The organism is Anaerococcus tetradius, assembly GCF_947087635.1.
GTDB lineage: Bacteria > Bacillota > Clostridia > Tissierellales > Peptoniphilaceae > Anaerococcus > Anaerococcus tetradius.
Map to the genome: position 1 here is coordinate 32,387 of NZ_CAMUDP010000009.1, position 18,729 is coordinate 51,115.

Sequence of the window (18,729 nt, forward strand, 5' to 3'; positions counted from 1 at the left end):
AGAAAACATGACTAATATTTTGATAGGAGAAAGGATAGAAGGTCAAGAACCTTTTATCGTTAATATAAATAACAAATCGTATGAGACCTACGAAGATAAAACTCTACTGAGGTTTTTGCGTGATGATTTAAAAATTGTTTCAGTTAAAGACGGTTGTTCCCAAGGAGCTTGTGGTACTTGTACTGTAATGGTCGATGATGCCAAGACCCTAGCTTGTACTAGGAAGTTATCAAAACTTGCTGGCAAAGAAATCCTTACCATAGAAGGCCTAACAGACTTAGAAAAAAATGCCTTTGTCCACGCCTTCTCTAAGGCTGGGGCAGTTCAATGTGGTTTCTGTATTCCAGGCATGGTTATGAGTGGAGCGGCGATCATTCGTCAAAATCCAAACCCTAGCGAAGATGATATCAAGGATGGTATTAAGCAAAATATTTGTAGGTGCACAGGCTATGTTAAAATCATCAAAGGCATTAAGCTTGCCTCAGAGATAATTAATGGCAATATAGAAATAACAAATGACGAAAAAGACGGGATTAAGGTTGGAGATGAGTTCTTTAGAATAGATGCTCATGATAAGGTTCTTGGAGTTGGTGAATATGTCGATGATATGATTCTTCCAGATACAAAAGTCGCATCAGCCATAAGAAGCAAATATCCAAGGGCAAGAATCCTTAAAATTGATAAGTCCAAGGCCGAAGCCCTCGATGGGGTTTATGGGGTTCTTACAGCTAAAGATGTTCCAAACAACAAGGTAGGCCATATCTTCCAAGATTGGGATGTTTTCATAGCTGAAGGCGATATAACAAGGAGCATGGGAGACGCTATCTGCCTTGTAGTCGCAGAAAATACAAAAATTCTTGAAGAAGCTAAAAAGCTAGTAGAAATAGAATATGAGGAGCTTACTCCTGTTTCATCAATAGCCGAAGCAGAAGATCCAAATGCTCCTTTAGTTCATCCTACAGGAAATCTCTGCCAAGAGCGTCACGTAAGCCGTGGTAATGCCGAGGAAGCCTTCAAGAAATGTAAGTACATAGTTGAAGAAACTTATACAACCCCCTTTACAGAGCACGCCTTCCTAGAGCCAGAATGTGCGATAGCTGAGCCTATGGGAGATGGAGTTAAGCTTTATACAACTGACCAATCAGTCTATGATACAAGGAAAGAAACTCTAATAATGTTTGGCTGGCAAGATGAACCAGAAAGAGTTGTAGTTGAGAATAAATTGATAGGAGGAGGCTTTGGCGGCAAGGAAGACGTATCTTGCCAACACTTAGCAGCCCTTGCTGCCTATAAGTACCAAATTAGGGTAAAAGTTAAATTTAGCCGAGATGAATCCCTAAGATTCCATCCAAAAAGACACCCTATGATAGGAACCTTCAAGCTCGGTTGTGATGAAGAAGGAAACTTCCTAGCCATGCAGGCAACTATCAAGATGGATACAGGTGCTTACGCATCCCTTTGTGGACCAGTTCTAGAAAGAGCCTGTACCCACTCAGTAGGCCCTTACCATTATGAGAACACTCAAATAGATGGTTATGGCTACTACACCAACAATCCACCAGCAGGAGCTTTCAGAGGTTTTGGAGTTTGCCAATCAAACTTTGCCTTCGAAAGTAATATAAACTTACTTGCCGAAAAAGTAGGGATTTCTCCTTGGGAGATAAGATACAAAAACGCTATTAGACCTGGCGAAGTCTTGCCAAATGGTCAAATTGCTGATACATCTACATCCCTTGTCGAGACCCTTGAAGCTGCAAAAGCTATCTATGAAGAAAATATAGACAGGGCAGGTATAGCCTGTGCCATGAAAAACGCTGGTGTCGGAGTTGGACTTCCTGATAAGGGAAGGGCTAAGTTAGTTGTAGAAGATGGCATAGCAGTTTTATGTTGTGCAGCAAGCGATCTTGGTCAAGGAGCGCAAACAGTCTTTAAGCAAATGGTTCTTGATGTAACAGGCTTAAAATCTAATCAAGTTAAGATTATCCATCCTAATTCAGCAAACTCACCAGATTCAGGAACATCATCAGGTTCTCGTCAAACCCTAATATCTGGTGAAGCGGTTAAGAAGGTTTCTGAGAAATTTAAGGCAGAGTTAGATAAGGTTGGTGACATCAAAGAACTTAATGGCAAAGAATTCATACATGAATATTTTGATCCGACAGATCCTCTAAATTCTGATAAGGAAAACCCTGTAAGCCACATAGCCTATGGTTTTTCTACAAATGTTGTAATCTTAAATGACGATGGAACTGTTAGAAAAGTATTTGCAGCTACTGATGCTGGTAAGGTAATAAATCCTAAGGCCATAGAAGGTCAGCTAGAAGGTGGAATAATCATGGGACTTGGTTATGCTCTAACTGAGGACTTCAAGCTAGATAAATCTAAGGTCAAGGCCAAATATGGAACTTTGGGCTTGTGGAGAGCACCAATGATTCCAGAAATTGAAACAGTCTTTGTACAAAAAAAGGATGAAGATTTACTAGATAGGGCCTTCGGAGCTAAGGGAGTTGGAGAGATTGCTACAATTCCAGTAGCCCCAGCTGTTCAGGGAGCTTATTATAGGCTTGATCATGTTCTAAGAAGAGATTTCCCTATGAAGGAAACTGCTTATAGTAAACCAAAGAAGAATTTTAATGAAAAAAATTGAAGAGATATTTGATATAAGAAAAAATGATATAATTTCTATTACTGGATGTGGGGGCAAGACAAGTCTTATGACAAGTCTTGCCCTAAGTTTAAGAAAAAAGGGGAGGGTCTTGGTTACGACTTCTACTAAGATAGCCCTTCCTAAAGATGGATTTGATAGGATTTACCCTTCTTTTGATTCTTATAAGTATGACAAGTTGGAAAGATTAGTCTGTCTTGGAGAGAAAGTAGAAGGAAAGGATAAGCTACAAAGCCTAGGCTATGATAAACTAAAAGCTACACTAGGAGATTTTGATTATGTCTTAATCGAAGCCGATGGCTGTAGGAATCTTCCCCTAAAGTTTTGGTATGACCACGAACCTGTAATCTATGATTTTACAAGTAAGCTTATAGGAGTCCTTCCTATAAAAATACTTGGAAGAAAGACCAGTGAAGAATTTATCTACAATTTCCAGGGCTTTTCAAAAAATATTGGCTCTGGTATCATAGATAATAAGATGATTAATAAATTGATAGCCTACGAGAAGGGTTTCTACAAGGCTTTTGATAAAGATAAATATTTTTTCTTTAACCAAGTAGAAAGCAGGAAAGATTACGAAAGGATTGAAGAATTTAAGAAAGACTTCGCCTTCAAGGATATCAAATTTACTTATGGCTCTATAAAGGAGGGCAAATTTTATGAAAATTAATGCAATACTAATGGCTTCAGGACTTTCAAAAAGGATGGGCGAAAATAAGCTCATGCTCGAATTTAGGGGAAAGAAAATCTACGAATATGCCCTAGATCTCTTAGAAGAAATAGGTTTTGACAAGGTTGTTGTTGCTTCTTCTTATGAAAAAATCCTAAAAGATGCAGAGGTTAGGGGCTTTTTAGCCTTGGAAAATAAGGATAATGAAGTAGGTAAGTCATCATCTATCAAGCTTGGAGTTAGGGCTTGTGATGAGGATGCGGCTATGATGTTTTTTGTAGCAGACCAACCCCTCCTTAGTAAGGAAACTTGTAAGAATTTGATAGCTTCCTTTAAGGAAAATCCTTTAATGACCTACCCTAGAGTTGGTATGAGAAGGGGAGCTCCAGTAATATTTCCAGCTTCCTATAGAAAAAAACTCCTAAGCCTTGAAGCTGACCAAGGGGGAATGATTTTTGCAAAAGACGATAAGACAAACAAGGTTGAGATAGGAAATGAAGATGAGCTTTTGGATATTGACACCCTAGAAGCTTATGAAAGGCTAAAAAAAGATCATGAATAAAAAGCTTGTAATAGTAAGGGGCGGTGGCGATGTAGCCACAGGGACTATCCAAAAGCTAAATAGGGTAGGCTTTGATGTCCTCGTCCTTGAAATCGAAAAGCCAACTTGTATTAGAAGAAATGTAGCTGTAGCCCAAGCTCTTTTTGAGGGAGAAATCCAAATTGAAGATATAAGGGCAGTAAAATGTGAGAATCTAGAAGAGATAAAGAAGGCCTTTGATGAGGGTTTAATTGCCGTAACAGTTGACCCTGAGGGTAAATTTATTGATGAGCTTAAACCTATAGCGGTAATTGATGGAATACTCGCTAAGAAAAACCTAGGCACTAATAGGGATATGGCTCCAATTACCATAGGACTAGGCCCTGGCTTTGAGGCAGGAGTTGACGTTGATTTAGTAATAGAAACAAATAGGGGCCATGACCTTGGTCGATTAATCTTTGAGGGACCTGCCGCAGCAAATACAGGTAATCCTGGAAACATCAACGGCTTTACAACAGAAAGAATCCTAAGGGCAAGTGCTTGTGGCAAGCTTCATATCATAAAAGACCTAGGCTCTGTCGTAAAAAAAGGTGAAGCTGTAGCAGAAGTTTCTGGCAAAAAGATCTACTCAGGTCTTTGCGGGATGGTTCGTGGCATGATTAACGAAGGCTTAGAAGTTAGTGAGGGAATGAAGATTGGAGATGTCGATCCAAGAGTCATCCCAAGAAATGCCAAGACCATATCAGATAAGGCAAGGCTAATAGGAGGAGGAAGTCTCGAAGGTCTTCTCATCCTAAAAAGAAGGAAGGGTCTATGAAAGCTGAAATATTAGAAAAAATTTATGAGGAAAACCAAAAAGGCAGGGATTGTGCCCTAGTCTTTCTTATAGAAAACAAGGGCTCAACTCCAGGCGAAGATAATTCCTTGATGGCAGTTTTTGAAGATGGGTCATCACTTGGCACAATTGGCGGAGGAAAAATCGAGGCAGATGTAATTAGAAGGGCGATGGAAGGCATGGAAAAAGCTAAGTCCTTCGAGTTTGATTACAATCTTTCTACAAGTGGTGAGTTAAAGATGAGCTGTGGAGGAAATTCCCGAGGCTTCGTAAAATATTTTAGGGCGAAAAATAAGCTAGTAATCTTTGGAGCTGGCCATGTTTCCCAAAAGTTAGCTAGAATTGCAACAAGGACTAACTTTGAAGTAACCATTGTTGACGATAGGGAAGAATTTAAAGCTGCAAACGACTTTGAAGGAATTAAAGAATATTTATCTATGGAAATCGAGGAAGCTGTTAGAAAAATCGACTTCGATAAGGATAAGACCTACCTAGTCCTTGCAACTAGGGGTCACGCCAATGATACACAGGCCCTAAGGGAAATTCTTAAAAACAAGAAAGATTCCTACCACTATCTAGGGATGATTGGCTCAAAAAATAAGGTAATTAGAGTATTTGATCAACTAGAAAAAGAAGGCTTTGATAAAAAAGACCTTCAAAAAATCTACACTCCTATAGGCCTTGATCTAGACAATGGCTCTGTAGAAGAGATAGCCATATCAATAATGGCAGAAATATTGATGGTAAAAAACAATAAAAATGCCGCAAGTCAGAAGTTTAACTAAAGCCATGATATTTGATGCCTATAATAGAAGATTAAATTATAGAGAAAAAATAAGAAAATTACAAAAGCTGGTGTAAGGACATTTGGTCTAAGCACCAGCTTTTTTTGCTTATATCATTAGTCGCTAAGGCTTCTTGCTATATGAAAAAGAGCCTCTACAGCCTTATCGACTTCCTCAAAGCTATTAAAATATGAAAAAGAAAATCTCACAAGGCCTTGGACTTCTGTGCCCAAGTGCTTATGAATTAGGGGAGAGCAGTGGGCTCCAGGCCTTGTTTGGATGTTGTAGTCTTCATCCAAAATCATGGCGACTTCGCCTGATGGAAGGTCTTTGATATTTAAAGAAACTATGGGAGTTTTAAGATTTTTATCATCTTTTGAGTAGAATTTTATTCCATCAATTGCTGAAGCTTTCTTGTAAAAACTTCTCGCAAGACTTAGGGACTTAGCTTTAATTTTTTCTATTCCCTTATCAAGAATAAAATCAACACTAGTCTTTAGGGCGATTTGATTTAAGAAATTGGCCGTTCCAACTTCAAAAATCTGAGGAAAGGCACAGGGCATGGTCTTAGCAAAGGAATTTATCCCACTTCCTCCAGAAAAAACTTCTTTAAAGGGAAACTCACCATTTTTTATCAGCCCTCCTGTTCCGCTCGGCCCATAGAGGGACTTATGACCTGTGAAGGCAAAGATAGAATTATCGTATTTACTAAGGTTCATATCAAGTAGGCCAAAGGATTGGGCGAGGTCAACTATCATTATTAGCTTATTGGCCTTGGCAAAGTCGTAAAGACGGTCTAGGTCCTTGGCTTCTCCAAGAAGATTTGAAGCTGAATTTATAATTAGAAATTTGCTATTTTTCCTCAATTCTTTCTCAAGGGCTCCGTAGTCAAGGTCGAAATTTTCATCAAAATCGACCAAGGAAAGCTCACAGCCACTTTGATAGAGGGGACGGAGGACAGAATTGTGCTCGCTTGTCGAACTTATCACATGGTCTTTCTTCTCAACTAGGCTTTTGATAGCAAAATTTAGGGCATAGGTCGCATTTTCTGTAAGGACTATGTCAGAAGGATTAGCTATGTGGGCAAGTCTTGCTAGGGACTTTTTAGTCTCGTAGATAGCAAGCATGGTATTTTGTGAAAGAAGATGACCTGACCTTGCGGGGTTGCCATATTTTTCTGATTCTATAAGCTCTATGAACTTTTCTTTTAGGGCTTGGGGCTTGTGAAGGCTAGTTGCAGAATTATCAAAATACATATTTTTCTATTAACATCCTTCCATTTTTATCTCTTTTCATCAAAAATATCCCATCATAATCTCTTTTAGTAAGTCTATTTAGGGCAAGGGGCAAATCTCTTTCCAAAATCCTAAGGGCAAAGCCACATCCTGCATCAATTTGACTGGGTAGGGGAATAAGCCTTGCCTTTTCTAAATCTTTTAGCTTATCTAGGGCTGCCGCAGGTTCTTCAAACTTTTCGAAGGAAAAAAGGATAAAAGTCTTATCTAGCATGGGCTAACTACATGATGACTTCTTAGGATTTCTACGATTTTATACATATTTGTAATTTCTCCGACTTTAAGTTTTTCCTTTAGCTTATAATTTCCAAGACAAAGGCCACAAGATAGGATTTCTACACCCTTGGAAGCCAAGTTTTGGAGGTCTTCGACAGTTTTTTCATTTACACTTGTAAGCATTACTCCCCTGTTATAGAAAATTACCTTCTCTGGAATTACATCTTGCTCGGTTAGGGCATAGATAAAGCCTTCGAGTAGGCTTTTTGAAAATTCTTCATCGCCCTTACCCATCCTATCATCAGAAATAGCAACTACATAAGAAAAAGTATCTATTGAACTAGTATCTTCTATAAGCTCACATTGGCTTGCCTCATTTTTCTTTAGGCTAACCCTATAAAGGCCAGCTTCGATTTTTTCGCAAGTTGATTCGATTTTAAGCTCCTTTGCCATCTTTTTTAGATTTTCAGTTGCAACTTCATTATCAACTAGGATTTCAAAATCTTTTTCTTCTGGATTTTCCTTAATCATTTTCTTAGTTTCGATTACTGGAATGGGACAAACTTTTCCTAAACAATCTATTTTTTTCATAAAATCTCCTTTATTTTACAATTAGGGCGTAGGATCTTTTCTTCATTACTCGGCCGATTTGCCAAATATCCATATCATTTTCCCTAAATTCTTCTATAATTTTTTCTGCTTCTTTTTCACCAACTGCTACACAAAGACCACCAGAAGTTTGAGGGTCGAAGAGAACTTCCTCCATGGCAAAATCATCAATCATAAATTCTAGCTTATCAGCTAGGAAATTCCTATTATTCTGTCCTCCTGAGGTGTAAAGGAAATCTCTCGCAAGGTCAAGACTTGGTCTAAGGATAGGGACTTTCTTGCTATCAATAACTATAGAAAAATCATCTCCTGCCATCTCAGATAAGTGCCCTAAAAGGCCGAAGCCTGTAATATCCGTTGCTGCATGGATATCATACTTTACAAAAATATCTCTTGCGTACTTATTTAGCCTTGCCATTTGCTCTGTGCAAGCCAAAAAGTCCGCTTCTTTAACAAGACCCTGGGCGAAATTCGCTGTAAGAAGACCTGTACCTAATTTTTTTGTAAGCAAAATTACATCCTTATCTTGGGGAGTGTTGTTTTGCCAAATATCCTTTTTATTGACCTTGCCTGTAACAGAAAGACCATATTTAATAGTCTTATCGTGGATGGAATGACCACCAGTAAGGCTAGCCTTAGCTTCGCAAACCTTATCATTACCACCACGAAGGATTTCCTTTAGGATGGAAAAATCCTCTTCTAGAGGAAAAGTAACAATATTAAGGGCACAAAGGACTTCGCCACCCATAGCATAGACATCGCTTAGGGCGTTGGCTGCTGCAATCTGACCAAAAAGATAGGGGTCTTCTACCATAGTTGGAAAAAAATCCAAGGTCTGAATCACGCAAGTTTCTCCATCAATATCAATAACTGCTGCATCATCCTTCTTGTCAAAGCCGACAAGGATGTCAGCTCTCTTGTAGGGTTTAATATCAAAAAGCAATTTATCCAAATTGCCGGCGGAGATTTTTGCATTACATCCACCGCACACTTCTAAGTTTTTCATAAAACCTCCTATTAATATTTTACCGAATATTTTTTAAAAACAAACAGAAAAATGTTTTCACAAAAACTTATAAACTTTTCTAAGTAGAGGGAAATACAGCTAGATGGCTTAAAGATAACGATTGACAAAGCCTAGTATATATTAGATAATAGTCTTGGAAAAGCTTTATTAGAAGGGAGTTATCATGATTTACTTAGATAATGCAGCGACAAGTCTTATTAAGCCAGACCTAGTTAGGGATAGGCTTATGGAAAATTTTAACAAAATTGGCAATCCTTCTAGGGGTTTCAATAAAATCAGCCTAGAAACTTCAAGGATGGTTCTTGAAACAAGGATTAAGCTTGCCAAGTTTTTTAATATCAAAGACCCGAGAAGAATTTCCTTCACCAACAACGCAACAGAAGCCTTAAACATTGCAATTTCTTCTTTCATAGATGGGGAAAGTCATGTCATAACAAGCGTGATGGAACATAACTCAGTCCTAAGACCCCTCTATCTAAAGGAGGCTAAGGGAACTACCATCTCTTACATAGATATAAAAAAAGACAAAAGGATTAGGGCTATATTAGACCTTGATAGCCTAGAAGACTTGCTAAAAGAAAATACCAGGGCCATAGTAATAAGTCATGTCTCAAACCTAAGTGGCAACATCACCGACCTTAGAAGAATTTCTACCTTTGCCAAAGCCCATGGCCTCATCCTAATTGTAGATTCTGCCCAAAGTGCAGGACTTTTGGACATAGATGTAGAAAAATATGGAATCGACGTCTTGTGCTTTACAGGTCATAAATCCCTTTTCGCCATCCAAGGCATAGGGGGCATATATGTTAGGGAGGGTCTAAATCCAAGACCTATCAAAGTTGGTGGCTCAGGCATAAATTCCTTCGACAAAAGCCATCCTACCAAGATGCCCGAAGCCCTTGAAGCAGGAACAATCAATGCTTATGGCATACTCTCCCTTAATGCAGGCCTTGACTTTATAAATGATATAGGCCTTAACAAAATAAGAGATAAGGAAAAAGATCTCCTAAGCTACTTTACAAAAAGACTAAAAGAAGTGCCTCAAATAATAATCTATGGAGATGACAATTTAGAAAATAGGGCTGGCATAGTATCAATCAGCTCAAAGAAACTTTCATCTGATGAAATCTCTAAAATACTAGCTGAAAAATACGACATATCAACAAGAGCAGGGGCCCACTGTGCACCCCTAGCCCACAAGGCCTTGGGTACAGAAAAAGACGGCATAGTGAGATTTTCCTTCTCCTACTTCAATGAAAAAGAAGAAATAGATCAAACAATAGCCGCCCTAAAAGAAATACTAGGAGATTAAGATGATAGTAATAACCTTCGACACAACAACAGATGCCATGATGATGGAACTTTTCGCAAAGGCTAATGACTTTCCCGGCCAATTAATACCCATCCCCAACTTTCTATCAGCCTCCTGCGGTCTCGCCTTTAAATCCACTCTAGAAGAAGACCAAGCAAAAACAAGGCTATCTGATAAACAAATAAACTACGCCAAAATATATAAAATTGAAGAAGAAAAAAAGATTCCAAAGGCAAAAAAATAAAGGAAATTAGCTAGTTCTTAGAAAAATAGACAAGTAAGAAATTACTTGTTTTTTAATGCTTATTTTTAATGGCAGACTTTTCTTTGCAAAGATATTTTACATAAACTTTACATGAGTTTTAGATAAGTTAAACAATTGTCTTGTATTATATACTTACAAAATAAATGATTTTAATAAGGAGATTTTATGAAAATTAATAATGCAAAGATTCTTGTGGGAGTTCTTTCTTTTGGTTTGTTATTTACTGCTTGCTCAAATGATAATAAGGCAGTTGATACTCCTAAAGATACTAAAGAGGAAGTAGCTAATAATGAAGCTAGTAAGGATAAGGCAGATTATGATTTTACTGTAGTTTCTAGGGAGGATGGGTCTGGTACTCGTGGAGCCTTTGTTGAAATTGTAGGTCTTGAGGAAGAAAAAGATGGCAAAAAAGAAGATATGACTACTGATGATGCTGTGGTCCAAAACTCTACTAATGGCGTTATGCAAACTGTAAGCCAAGATGCTAATGCAATAGGCTATATATCTCTAGGTTCTTTGAATGATACTGTTAAGGCCCTAAAGGTTGATGGTGTTGAAGCTACAGAAGAAAGTGTAGCAGATAAGTCTTACAAGATTTCTAGGCCCTTTAACCTAGCTTACAAGGAAGCTGGACTTGATGATTTGTCTAAGGACTTCCTAAAATATGTTAAATCAGACCAAGGGCAAAAAATAGTTAAGGAAAAAGGCTACGTTCCAATCAAAGAAACTGAAAAGTATGAGGCAAGTGGAGTTAAGGGAACTATTACTGTGGCAGGTTCTACTTCAGTTACTCCCCTAATGGAAAAAATGGCAGAGGCTTATCAAAAGCTAAATCCAGATGCTAAAATCGAAATCCAATCCAATGGCTCATCATCAGGTATTGAGGCTTGTATTGATGGAGCAGCTCAAATAGCTATGGCTTCTCGTGAACTAAAGGATGAAGAAAAGGCCAAGCTTAAAGTTTCTGTTATTGCAACAGATGGTATAGCCATAGTTGTCAATAAGGAAAGTAAACTTGATGATGTTAGTGTTGATCAATTAAAAGATATTTTCAAGGGTACTATCAAAAATACCAGTGAGTTAGGAAAGTAATATGAATAAAACAAGGGAAAGAATCGGAGAGATAATTTTCCTATTATCAGCAGTCTTGTCCGTATTGCTTATCTTTCTTATTATATTCTTCATTTTCAGTGAGGGAATTAAGTTTGTTAGGGACTACGGACTTCTTCCGTTTTTGACGGGTACTAAGTGGAAGCCAACTGCAAGCAATCCTTACTTTGGCATTTTCCCAATGATAATAGCATCGATCATTGTTACTTTTTTATCGACCCTAATAGCTCTTCCTTTTGGTTTAGGCACATCAATATTTATGGCCTATTATGCTAAAAAAAGCTATTCGTCACTTAAAGCATTAATCAATCTCATGGCGGCTATACCCTCAGTTGTATATGGTTTTTTCGCTATGATGGTTTTAGTTCCAATAATAAAGAGTCTTTTTGGTCTAAGAAGTGGTATGACCATGCTTACTGCATCAATCCTTCTTGCTATTATGATTCTTCCAACTATGGTCAATATTTCAGAAAATTCTTTAAGAAAAGTACCGATTACTTTTTACCAAGGATCCCTTGCCCTGGGTGCAAGTAAGGAAGAAACTATCCAAAAAGTAATGCTCCCTTATGCAAAAAGTGGGATTTTCTCTTCCATAATTCTTGCCATAGGTAGGGCTATAGGAGAGACTATGGCAGTCTACCTTGTAGTAGGAAATCAACCAAGACTTCCAGGATCCATCCTAACTGGGGCAAGGACTCTTACAACAAATATAGTTTTGGAGATGGGCTATGCTTCTGGCTTACATAGACAAGCCTTGATTGCTACAGCTATGGTTCTTTTCTTCTTCATCCTCCTTATCAATATTATATTTAATATAATCAGATACAAAAATGAGAAGAAATTTTAGGAGTTATTTATGAGTAAAACTTACAAGGCCTTAATAATGATTTTTACCTCCCTAGCCCTTGCTATGAGCGGAATAATTATTGCCTATATACTTTTTAAGGGCGTAGCTAATATTAGTTCAGATCTTTTTAAGTTAAAATATACAAGTGAAAATGTTTCGATAATACCAGCCTTGATTTCGACCTTTTTTACTATTGTTCTTAGCCTATTGATAGCTCTTCCCATAGGAATATTTACAGCTATCTACCTATCCCAATACGCAAAAAACAAAGTTTTTATAAGGGCGGTGAGATTTTCCACAGAAATTCTTTCTTCTATTCCTTCCATAGTTTATGCTTTGTTTGGATATTTGTTCTTTGTAACTAGTACAGGTCTAGGGCTTGGTATGGGTTTTTCCCTTATTGCAGGTTGCTTTACTGTAGCTATCATGGTTCTACCAACTATTATTAGAACTACAGAAGAAGCTATTTTAACTGTAAACCCATTCCAAGCCCACGCCTCCCTTGCCCTTGGAGCTACTAAGATTCAAACTATCTTTAAGGTAGTTTTGCCTGAAGCCATGGATGGAATCTTGGGTGGAATATTTTTATCAACAGGAAGAATAGTAGGAGAATCGGCTGCTTTAATCTATACCATGGGAACTGACGCACAAATTCCAAAAAGCCTATTTAATTCTGCAAGAACAATGGCTGTTCACATGTATGTCCTAGCATCAGAGGGCTTTCATGTAAAGGAAGCTTATGCAACAGCAGTTATTCTTTTGGTATTTGTTATGGGGATTAACTTCCTATCTGTAAAAATCAGCAAAAAACTCCTAGGCTAGGAGATGAAAGGATAGAATTAATGGAAAATAAGAAAGATACAATCACAAAAAATATAGGAGATACATCCATAGGGGTTAAAGATTTAGACCTTTACTATGGAGATTTTAAGGCTCTAAAAAATATAAATATGGATATAAAAAAGGGAAGGGTTACTGCCTTCATAGGCCCATCTGGTTGTGGAAAGTCTACTATGCTTCGTTGTTTTAATAGGATGAATGATTTGGTAGATGCTTGCAAAATTGACGGACTTATTACTATAGATGGTGAAGATATCTACAAAAAAGATGTGGATGTAGTACAATTAAGAAGAAAGGTGGGAATGGTTTTTCAAGCACCAAACCCTTTTTCTAAGTCTATTTATGATAATATAAGCTATGGACCAAAGATTTCTGGAATCAAAAATAAGGATGAGCTAGATTATATAGTTGAAAAATCACTGAAAGCTGCGGCAATTTGGGATGAAGTTAAAGATAAGCTAAATCAAAATGCCCTAGCATTTTCTGGTGGTCAACAACAAAGAATCTGCATAGCTAGGACCCTTTCGGTAAATCCTAAGATAATTTTGATGGATGAGCCAACAAGTGCCCTAGATCCTATATCAACATCAGCTATCGAAGATTTGATGGATGGATTAAAGAACGAATACACTATAGTTATAGTAACCCATAATATGCAACAAGCAGCTAGAATCTCAGATCAAACGGCCTTTTTCTTAACTGGAGAGGTCGTTGAGATGGCGGATACTATAGACATTTTTGAAAATCCAAAAGATAAGAGAACAGAAGATTATATAACAGGAAGGTTTGGTTGATATGAGAGAAAGATTTAAGGAAGACTTAGAGCAAGTAAAGTCCATCTCAAAAGAAATCATGGCTTATGTAAGTTCCTCCTATGATAAGCTTAGCCAATATATAGAAAAATCCGATGAAGCTATCCTAAAAGATATACTTGATATCAAAGAAGATATCAGAAGGAAGGCTACTAGTTTGGAAAGATTAAGCTATGAGCTTATGGCCCTCCAACAGCCAGTTGCCAAGGACTTAAAGCTTTTGCAGATGGCAATGAAGCTTGCTTCTTCCTACAAGAGGATAGGGGGCCACTTCGAGCAAATTTCTTTGATTTTGATGGACTACTCACTAAATGAGAGTGAAAAAGACTATGTCAATAAGCTAATAGAAAATGAAAAAAAGATGGCTATTGACTCTATTGATTCTTTCATAGAAATTGATAAAAAGCTTGCTAGAAAAACCATAGAAGCTGATAAGATTAACAATGATTTGTTCAAAGATGCAGTAGAATTTATTGCTAGGGAAAATAAGAATGACTTGATAAGTCCTGTAGAACTTGCAGAAAAAGTTCTTCTTTACAAATATTTTGAAAGGTTAGGAGATAGGCTCGCTAGAGTTGGTGATTTGGCAACGAGGTTGTAGATGATTTATGTAGTAGAAGATGATAAGTCTATTAGAAACTTGCTAGAATATGCCCTAAGGGAAAAGGGCTATGAAATGAAATCTTTCGAAGATGGAAGTGAAATTGTTAGGGAAGTAAAAGATAAGCCTTGCGATCTTTTGATTCTTGATATTATGCTTCCTGAAAAAGACGGAATTAGTATCCTCAAAGAGATTAGACAGTTTTCCAATCTGCCAATAATAATGCTAACAGCAAAAAGCGATGAATTTGACAAAGTCATGGGTCTAGACCTTGGAGCTGATGATTATATAACCAAGCCTTTTTCTATCCTTGAATTTTTAAGCAGGGTCAAGGCAGTATTAAGGCGTAGCAATAAAAAAGATACTGACCATATAAGCTACAAGGAAGTAAGATTAAATACCAAAAAACGCTCAGTTAAGGTCAAGGGAGAAAAGGTCGATCTCACCTACAAGGAATTTGAGATGTTACTTTTATTTTTATCAAATATAGGAAATGTCATAAGCCGAGATGACTTCCTCCTAAAGATTTGGGGCTATGATTATGAAGGAGAAACAAGGACTGTCGATGTTCATATAGCAAGCCTTAGGGCTAAGCTTAAAGAAAGTGGCAAGTACATAGAAACAGTTAGAAACTTAGGCTATAGGTTTGGAGAAATATGAAAAATTTACTAGAGAAAAGCATGGTTAAAATATTTAGCTTAATCTTGCTTTTGACATTCTTTATAAATATCAGCATATCCTTTAGGGAAAAGATAAAAGCTCAAAATGAATTCATGAGGAATTCTTTGGGCTTTCTTTTCTATGAGTTAAAAACAAGGGATATAGGAATCTTGAGTGATTTTGAGAAAGCCTATCCTTCCTATAAATTGATTTATTTTGACGATGATAAAAATATCATCTTTAGGTCAAAAAACGAACTAAAAATTGATAAGGTCAAGATAAACAATAGGGAAAAAACTCAAAAAATCGACTACAAGCTAGACGATTCCCTAAACACTGCCTACTATATCGGAGGGAATAATAACCTTATGATTAAGTCAAACAATACTATCCTCGATTTCTTTGACGGTAGAATTATTTCTCTTTATCTCTTGCTTTACATCTTAATTTTTGGCCTTATAAAATTCATCTCTTCAACTATGGTTGACACTTACATCAAAGGCCTTAGTCGCCTTGATGAAAATTATGATTTTTCAAGCCTTGATCCAGCTTATGAGGAACTTAGGCCATATTTTAAAAATCTAATCTCATCCAAAAAAGAATTAAGGAAAGAAGTAGACCTCTATGCCAGAAACTTCAAGGAAATTATTAATATAACAGAAAATATGCAAGAGGGCCTAGTTATCTGTGATGAAGATGGCAAAATTGAAATCATGAATACAGCTGCCAAAAAATACCTTGATAAGGAAAGTTACCTTTCCTTTATGGACCTTATAGATGATGAACAATACAAAAAGGCCATAGATGAAACCCTCAAAAGTCAAAAAAGCAGATCCCTAGTCCTTGATGTAAATAACTTCAACCTAAAAATTTTCATCGACCCAATTATTGACACCAAGCCTAGGGGTTTTGTCCTAATAATTCTTGATAACTCAGAAACAAGGAAGGCTGAGCTAATGAGAAGGGAATTTTCTGCCAATGTAAGCCACGAACTAAAAAGTCCACTAACAAGCATAAATGGCTATGCAGAATTGATAGCAACTGGCATAGCCAAAAAGGAAGATATAAGAAGCTTTGGCAAAATCATCTACAAAGAAGGTAACAGACTCCTACATATAATCGATGATATCCTAAAATTATCTAGACTTGATGAAGATGACAAAGAAAATGACTATGTCAAGCTTGATATAAAAGATATAGTAGACTCCATAATAGAAAATTATAGAAAAAAGTCTGATGATAAAAATTTGGAAGTTACAAACAAGCTTACATCCTTTAAGATAAAGACATCACTATCTCTTTTTACCGACCTAATCTCAAATATTTACGAAAATGCTATAAAATATACTTTGGAGGGAGGAAAAATAGAAATTTCATCTATCTTATTAGATAAAAAACTAACTATATTTATCAAAGACACTGGGGTAGGAATAAGTCAAAAAGATATACCTAGAATTTTTGAGAGGTTCTATGTAGTTGATAAGGCAAGAAAGAGGGATCAAGAATCGACAGGACTTGGCCTTTCAATTGCTAAGCACATAGCAGATCATCTAGGTATAAAGCTTGCACTTACAAGCAAGCTAGGTCTGGGTACAACTTTTAAAATCATCATAAATTTATAAGATATGAAAATTAATTGCTTTATCCTGTTAAATTTGATACAATCTAACTAACGATAATATTGGAGGGAAATTATGAAAGTAACTATATGTTCTTGTGCAAGATGCACTGCCCATGGAAATGATTTTCTTTATGATTCAGCAAATATAGTTAAGACTGATATAGCCTATGCTTACAAGCTGGAAGGTCTTAGCGATGTTCCTGAAATAGAGATAGTTTATGAAAATATAATGAATGAAATTGACAACCCATCAAAAAATGCTCCATTAGTAAAAATTGACGATACATATATTAAGAAGGCTAAGCCTGAAGTAATGATGGAGATGATGTTTGATAAATTAAAACCACATAAGTAGCAAAAAGAGGATAAATAATGAAAGAATCATACATAGATATACTCAACATCAGAAGAATGGCCTTCGAAGCAGTAGCAAAGATTGCCTATGAAGATAGACCAATCACTGACATAGCTCTTGAAATATACGATATTCTTCCTGGTGAAGAGGCAAAGTACAGAGAAAATATTTTTAGAGAAAGAGCAGTAATGGGAGAAAGACTTAGAATGTGTATAGGTCTTGATGCTAGAACTGCTGCAAATACAGACGCTGTAACAGATGGTCTAGACTCAATGGATTATGATAGGAGAATCTACAATCCACCTCTAGTTTCTGTTATCAAGATTGCCTGCGAAGCCTGCCCAGAAAACAAGGTAACTGTAACTGACCAATGTCACGCTTGTATAGGCCATCCTTGTGTTAATGTCTGCCCAAAAAATGCTGTTAGCTACTCAGCTAAGGGTGCTTATATAGATCAAGACAAATGTATAAAATGTGGCAAGTGTGTTGATGCTTGTCCATATCATGCCATAAACCACCAAAAAAGACCATGCGCAGAGTCTTGTGGAGTTAAAGCTATAAGCTCAGATGATCTAGGCAGAGCTGATATTAACGAAGATAAGTGTGTAGCCTGTGGTAGATGTATAATATCCTGCCCATTTGGAGCAATTTCTGATAAGAGCGAGATCTACCAACTTATCAAATCCCTACAATCTGAAAGGAAAGTCTATGCCATAGTAGCTCCTTCCTTTGTAGGTCAATTTGGTGCCCATGTAAGTCCTGAACAAATCAGAGAAGCCATTAAACAACTAGGCTTTGATGATGTAATAGAAGTAGGCCTTGGGGCTGACCTTACAACCATGAACGAAGCTCACGAATTCCTAGAACAAGTTCCAACAGGAGAGATTCCTTTTATGGGTACAAGTTGTTGTTTCTCATGGAAGTCCATGGTTAGAAAGCAATTCCCTGACATAAATGACAAGATTTCAGAATCATCAACACCAATGATTTATTCTGGCAAGCAAATGAAAAAACGTGACCCAAACTGCGAAGTAGTTTTCATAGGACCATGTATATCAAAGAAGCTTGAAGCCCTAGAAGAAGAAGTAGCAGAAGTAATTGACTTCGTTATAACCTACGAAGAACTTTTAGGAATGTTCCTTGCTAAGGGTATCGAGCCATCAGAAATAGAAGTTGATGAACCAATGATGGATGCATCAGAAACAGGAAGATTTTACGCCGTAAGCGGTGGAGTTGCTGAAGCTGTAAAAAGAAGAATAAACGAAATCAATCCAGACATAGCAGTAAATGTAGAAGCAGCAGAAGGGCTTGACAATTGCGTTAAGCTTGCAAGAATGGCTAAGCTTGGCAAGATGAATGGCAAGCTAATCGAAGGAATGGCATGCTTGGGTGGTTGCGTTGGTGGTCCTGGTACTGTAGTTGCAGAAAATAAAACAGGCAAGGCTGTCAAGGCTTTCGCTAGTAAGTCAATCTACAAATCACCAGCAGAAAACGAACACATACCTCAAGAAGATAGACCAGACGATAGCAAATTACAAAAATAATTAATAACTCAACTCGAAAGAAGCTAGGAAGACTTACTTTTGGGTTGAGTTTTTCTTTGCTAAAAGGGCCATTACAGAAAAATAACTTATCCTAGCCCTGATTCGGTGGAGGGTCTAGT

General features: G+C 37.1%; 20 protein-coding genes. 16 read left to right on the top strand and 4 right to left on the bottom strand.

What is annotated here, in order from left to right; all coding sequences use genetic code 11:
• Nucleotides 1-7 precede the first annotated feature (7 nt).
• The 5 genes from xdh to P6936_RS04325 are packed head-to-tail and all read left to right on the top strand — an operon-like array spanning nt 8 to nt 5,496.
• On the top strand, nt 8-2,647 hold the full coding sequence (xdh, locus tag P6936_RS04305; RefSeq protein ID WP_276880943.1) for a selenium-dependent xanthine dehydrogenase: 2,640 nt from the start codon (nt 8-10) through the stop codon (nt 2,645-2,647).
• The gene (yqeC, locus tag P6936_RS04310; RefSeq protein ID WP_276880944.1) at nt 2,634-3,335 is read left to right on the top strand and encodes a selenium cofactor biosynthesis protein YqeC; all 702 of its coding nucleotides are present in this window, start codon (nt 2,634-2,636) and stop codon (nt 3,333-3,335) included. Before xdh ends, yqeC begins: the two co-directional genes overlap by 14 nt.
• The gene (locus P6936_RS04315; RefSeq protein WP_276880945.1) at nt 3,325-3,897 is read left to right on the top strand and encodes a nucleotidyltransferase family protein; all 573 of its coding nucleotides are present in this window, start codon (nt 3,325-3,327) and stop codon (nt 3,895-3,897) included. The genes yqeC and P6936_RS04315 overlap by 11 nt, the downstream gene beginning before the upstream one ends.
• Nucleotides 3,890-4,693: a selenium-dependent molybdenum cofactor biosynthesis protein YqeB gene (gene yqeB, locus P6936_RS04320; protein WP_004836881.1), complete on the top strand. Its 804-nt coding sequence runs from the start codon at nt 3,890-3,892 to the stop codon at nt 4,691-4,693. Before P6936_RS04315 ends, yqeB begins: the two co-directional genes overlap by 8 nt.
• Nucleotides 4,690-5,496, top strand: a complete 807-nt coding sequence (locus P6936_RS04325) for an XdhC family protein (RefSeq protein ID WP_004836882.1) — start codon at nt 4,690-4,692, stop codon at nt 5,494-5,496. Before yqeB ends, P6936_RS04325 begins: the two co-directional genes overlap by 4 nt.
• Before the next feature lie 116 nt (nt 5,497-5,612).
• On the opposite strand, the gene P6936_RS04330 is transcribed toward P6936_RS04325, so the two are convergent.
• From P6936_RS04330 to selD, 4 genes are read right to left on the bottom strand one after another with little or no spacing between them, the layout of a single operon-like run.
• Nucleotides 5,613-6,752, bottom strand: a complete 1,140-nt coding sequence (locus P6936_RS04330) for an aminotransferase class V-fold PLP-dependent enzyme (RefSeq protein ID WP_276880946.1) — start codon at nt 6,750-6,752, stop codon at nt 5,613-5,615.
• Entirely contained in the window at nt 6,742-7,005 is a 264-nt protein-coding gene (locus tag P6936_RS04335; protein ID WP_060929443.1) for a putative Se/S carrier-like protein, read from the bottom strand. Before P6936_RS04335 ends, P6936_RS04330 begins: the two co-directional genes overlap by 11 nt.
• Complete coding sequence (gene yedF / locus P6936_RS04340; RefSeq protein ID WP_276880947.1) at nt 6,999-7,598, bottom strand: sulfurtransferase-like selenium metabolism protein YedF; 600 nt, start codon at nt 7,596-7,598, stop codon at nt 6,999-7,001. The genes P6936_RS04335 and yedF overlap by 7 nt, the downstream gene beginning before the upstream one ends.
• A 10-nt stretch (nt 7,599-7,608) precedes the next feature.
• Nucleotides 7,609-8,622: a selenide, water dikinase SelD gene (gene selD / locus P6936_RS04345; protein WP_004836886.1), complete on the bottom strand. Its 1,014-nt coding sequence runs from the start codon at nt 8,620-8,622 to the stop codon at nt 7,609-7,611.
• Nucleotides 8,623-8,806: 184 nt separating this feature from the next.
• On the opposite strand from selD, the gene P6936_RS04350 reads away from it, so the two are divergent.
• The 11 genes from P6936_RS04350 (at nt 8,807) to P6936_RS04400 (ending at nt 18,610) form a co-directional block, all read left to right on the top strand.
• Nucleotides 8,807-9,955 carry an aminotransferase class V-fold PLP-dependent enzyme gene (locus P6936_RS04350; protein ID WP_060929446.1) on the top strand — a complete coding sequence of 383 codons (1,149 nt, stop codon included), beginning with the start codon at nt 8,807-8,809 and terminating at the stop codon, nt 9,953-9,955.
• 1 nt (nt 9,956) lies between these two features.
• Nucleotides 9,957-10,199: a DUF3343 domain-containing protein gene (locus P6936_RS04355; protein ID WP_276880948.1), complete on the top strand. Its 243-nt coding sequence runs from the start codon at nt 9,957-9,959 to the stop codon at nt 10,197-10,199.
• 186 nt (nt 10,200-10,385) lie between these two features.
• Entirely contained in the window at nt 10,386-11,312 is a 927-nt protein-coding gene (locus P6936_RS04360; RefSeq protein WP_276880949.1) for a substrate-binding domain-containing protein, read from the top strand.
• 1 nt (nt 11,313) lies between these two features.
• Nucleotides 11,314-12,177 carry a phosphate ABC transporter permease subunit PstC gene (gene pstC, locus P6936_RS04365; protein WP_276880950.1) on the top strand — a complete coding sequence of 288 codons (864 nt, stop codon included), beginning with the start codon at nt 11,314-11,316 and terminating at the stop codon, nt 12,175-12,177.
• Nucleotides 12,178-12,186: 9 nt separating this feature from the next.
• Nucleotides 12,187-12,999: a phosphate ABC transporter permease PstA gene (gene pstA / locus P6936_RS04370; RefSeq protein ID WP_276880951.1), complete on the top strand. Its 813-nt coding sequence runs from the start codon at nt 12,187-12,189 to the stop codon at nt 12,997-12,999.
• Between the two features lie 20 nt (nt 13,000-13,019).
• Nucleotides 13,020-13,811 (top strand): phosphate ABC transporter ATP-binding protein PstB, encoded by a 792-nt coding sequence (pstB, locus tag P6936_RS04375; protein WP_276880952.1) that lies wholly within the window; start codon nt 13,020-13,022, stop codon nt 13,809-13,811.
• 1 nt (nt 13,812) lies between these two features.
• Nucleotides 13,813-14,430, top strand: a complete 618-nt coding sequence (locus tag P6936_RS04380) for a phosphate signaling complex PhoU family protein (protein ID WP_276880953.1) — start codon at nt 13,813-13,815, stop codon at nt 14,428-14,430.
• Nucleotides 14,431-15,090 (top strand): response regulator transcription factor, encoded by a 660-nt coding sequence (locus tag P6936_RS04385; protein WP_004836899.1) that lies wholly within the window; start codon nt 14,431-14,433, stop codon nt 15,088-15,090.
• The gene (locus P6936_RS04390; RefSeq protein WP_276880954.1) at nt 15,087-16,712 is read left to right on the top strand and encodes a sensor histidine kinase; all 1,626 of its coding nucleotides are present in this window, start codon (nt 15,087-15,089) and stop codon (nt 16,710-16,712) included. Before P6936_RS04385 ends, P6936_RS04390 begins: the two co-directional genes overlap by 4 nt.
• 72 nt (nt 16,713-16,784) lie before the next feature.
• A complete protein-coding gene (locus P6936_RS04395) occupies nt 16,785-17,066 on the top strand; it encodes a hypothetical protein (protein WP_004836901.1) in 282 nt (93 codons plus the stop codon).
• Between the two features lie 17 nt (nt 17,067-17,083).
• Nucleotides 17,084-18,610, top strand: a complete 1,527-nt coding sequence (locus P6936_RS04400; RefSeq protein WP_004836902.1) for a 4Fe-4S dicluster domain-containing protein — start codon at nt 17,084-17,086, stop codon at nt 18,608-18,610.
• Nucleotides 18,611-18,729 lie beyond the last annotated feature (119 nt).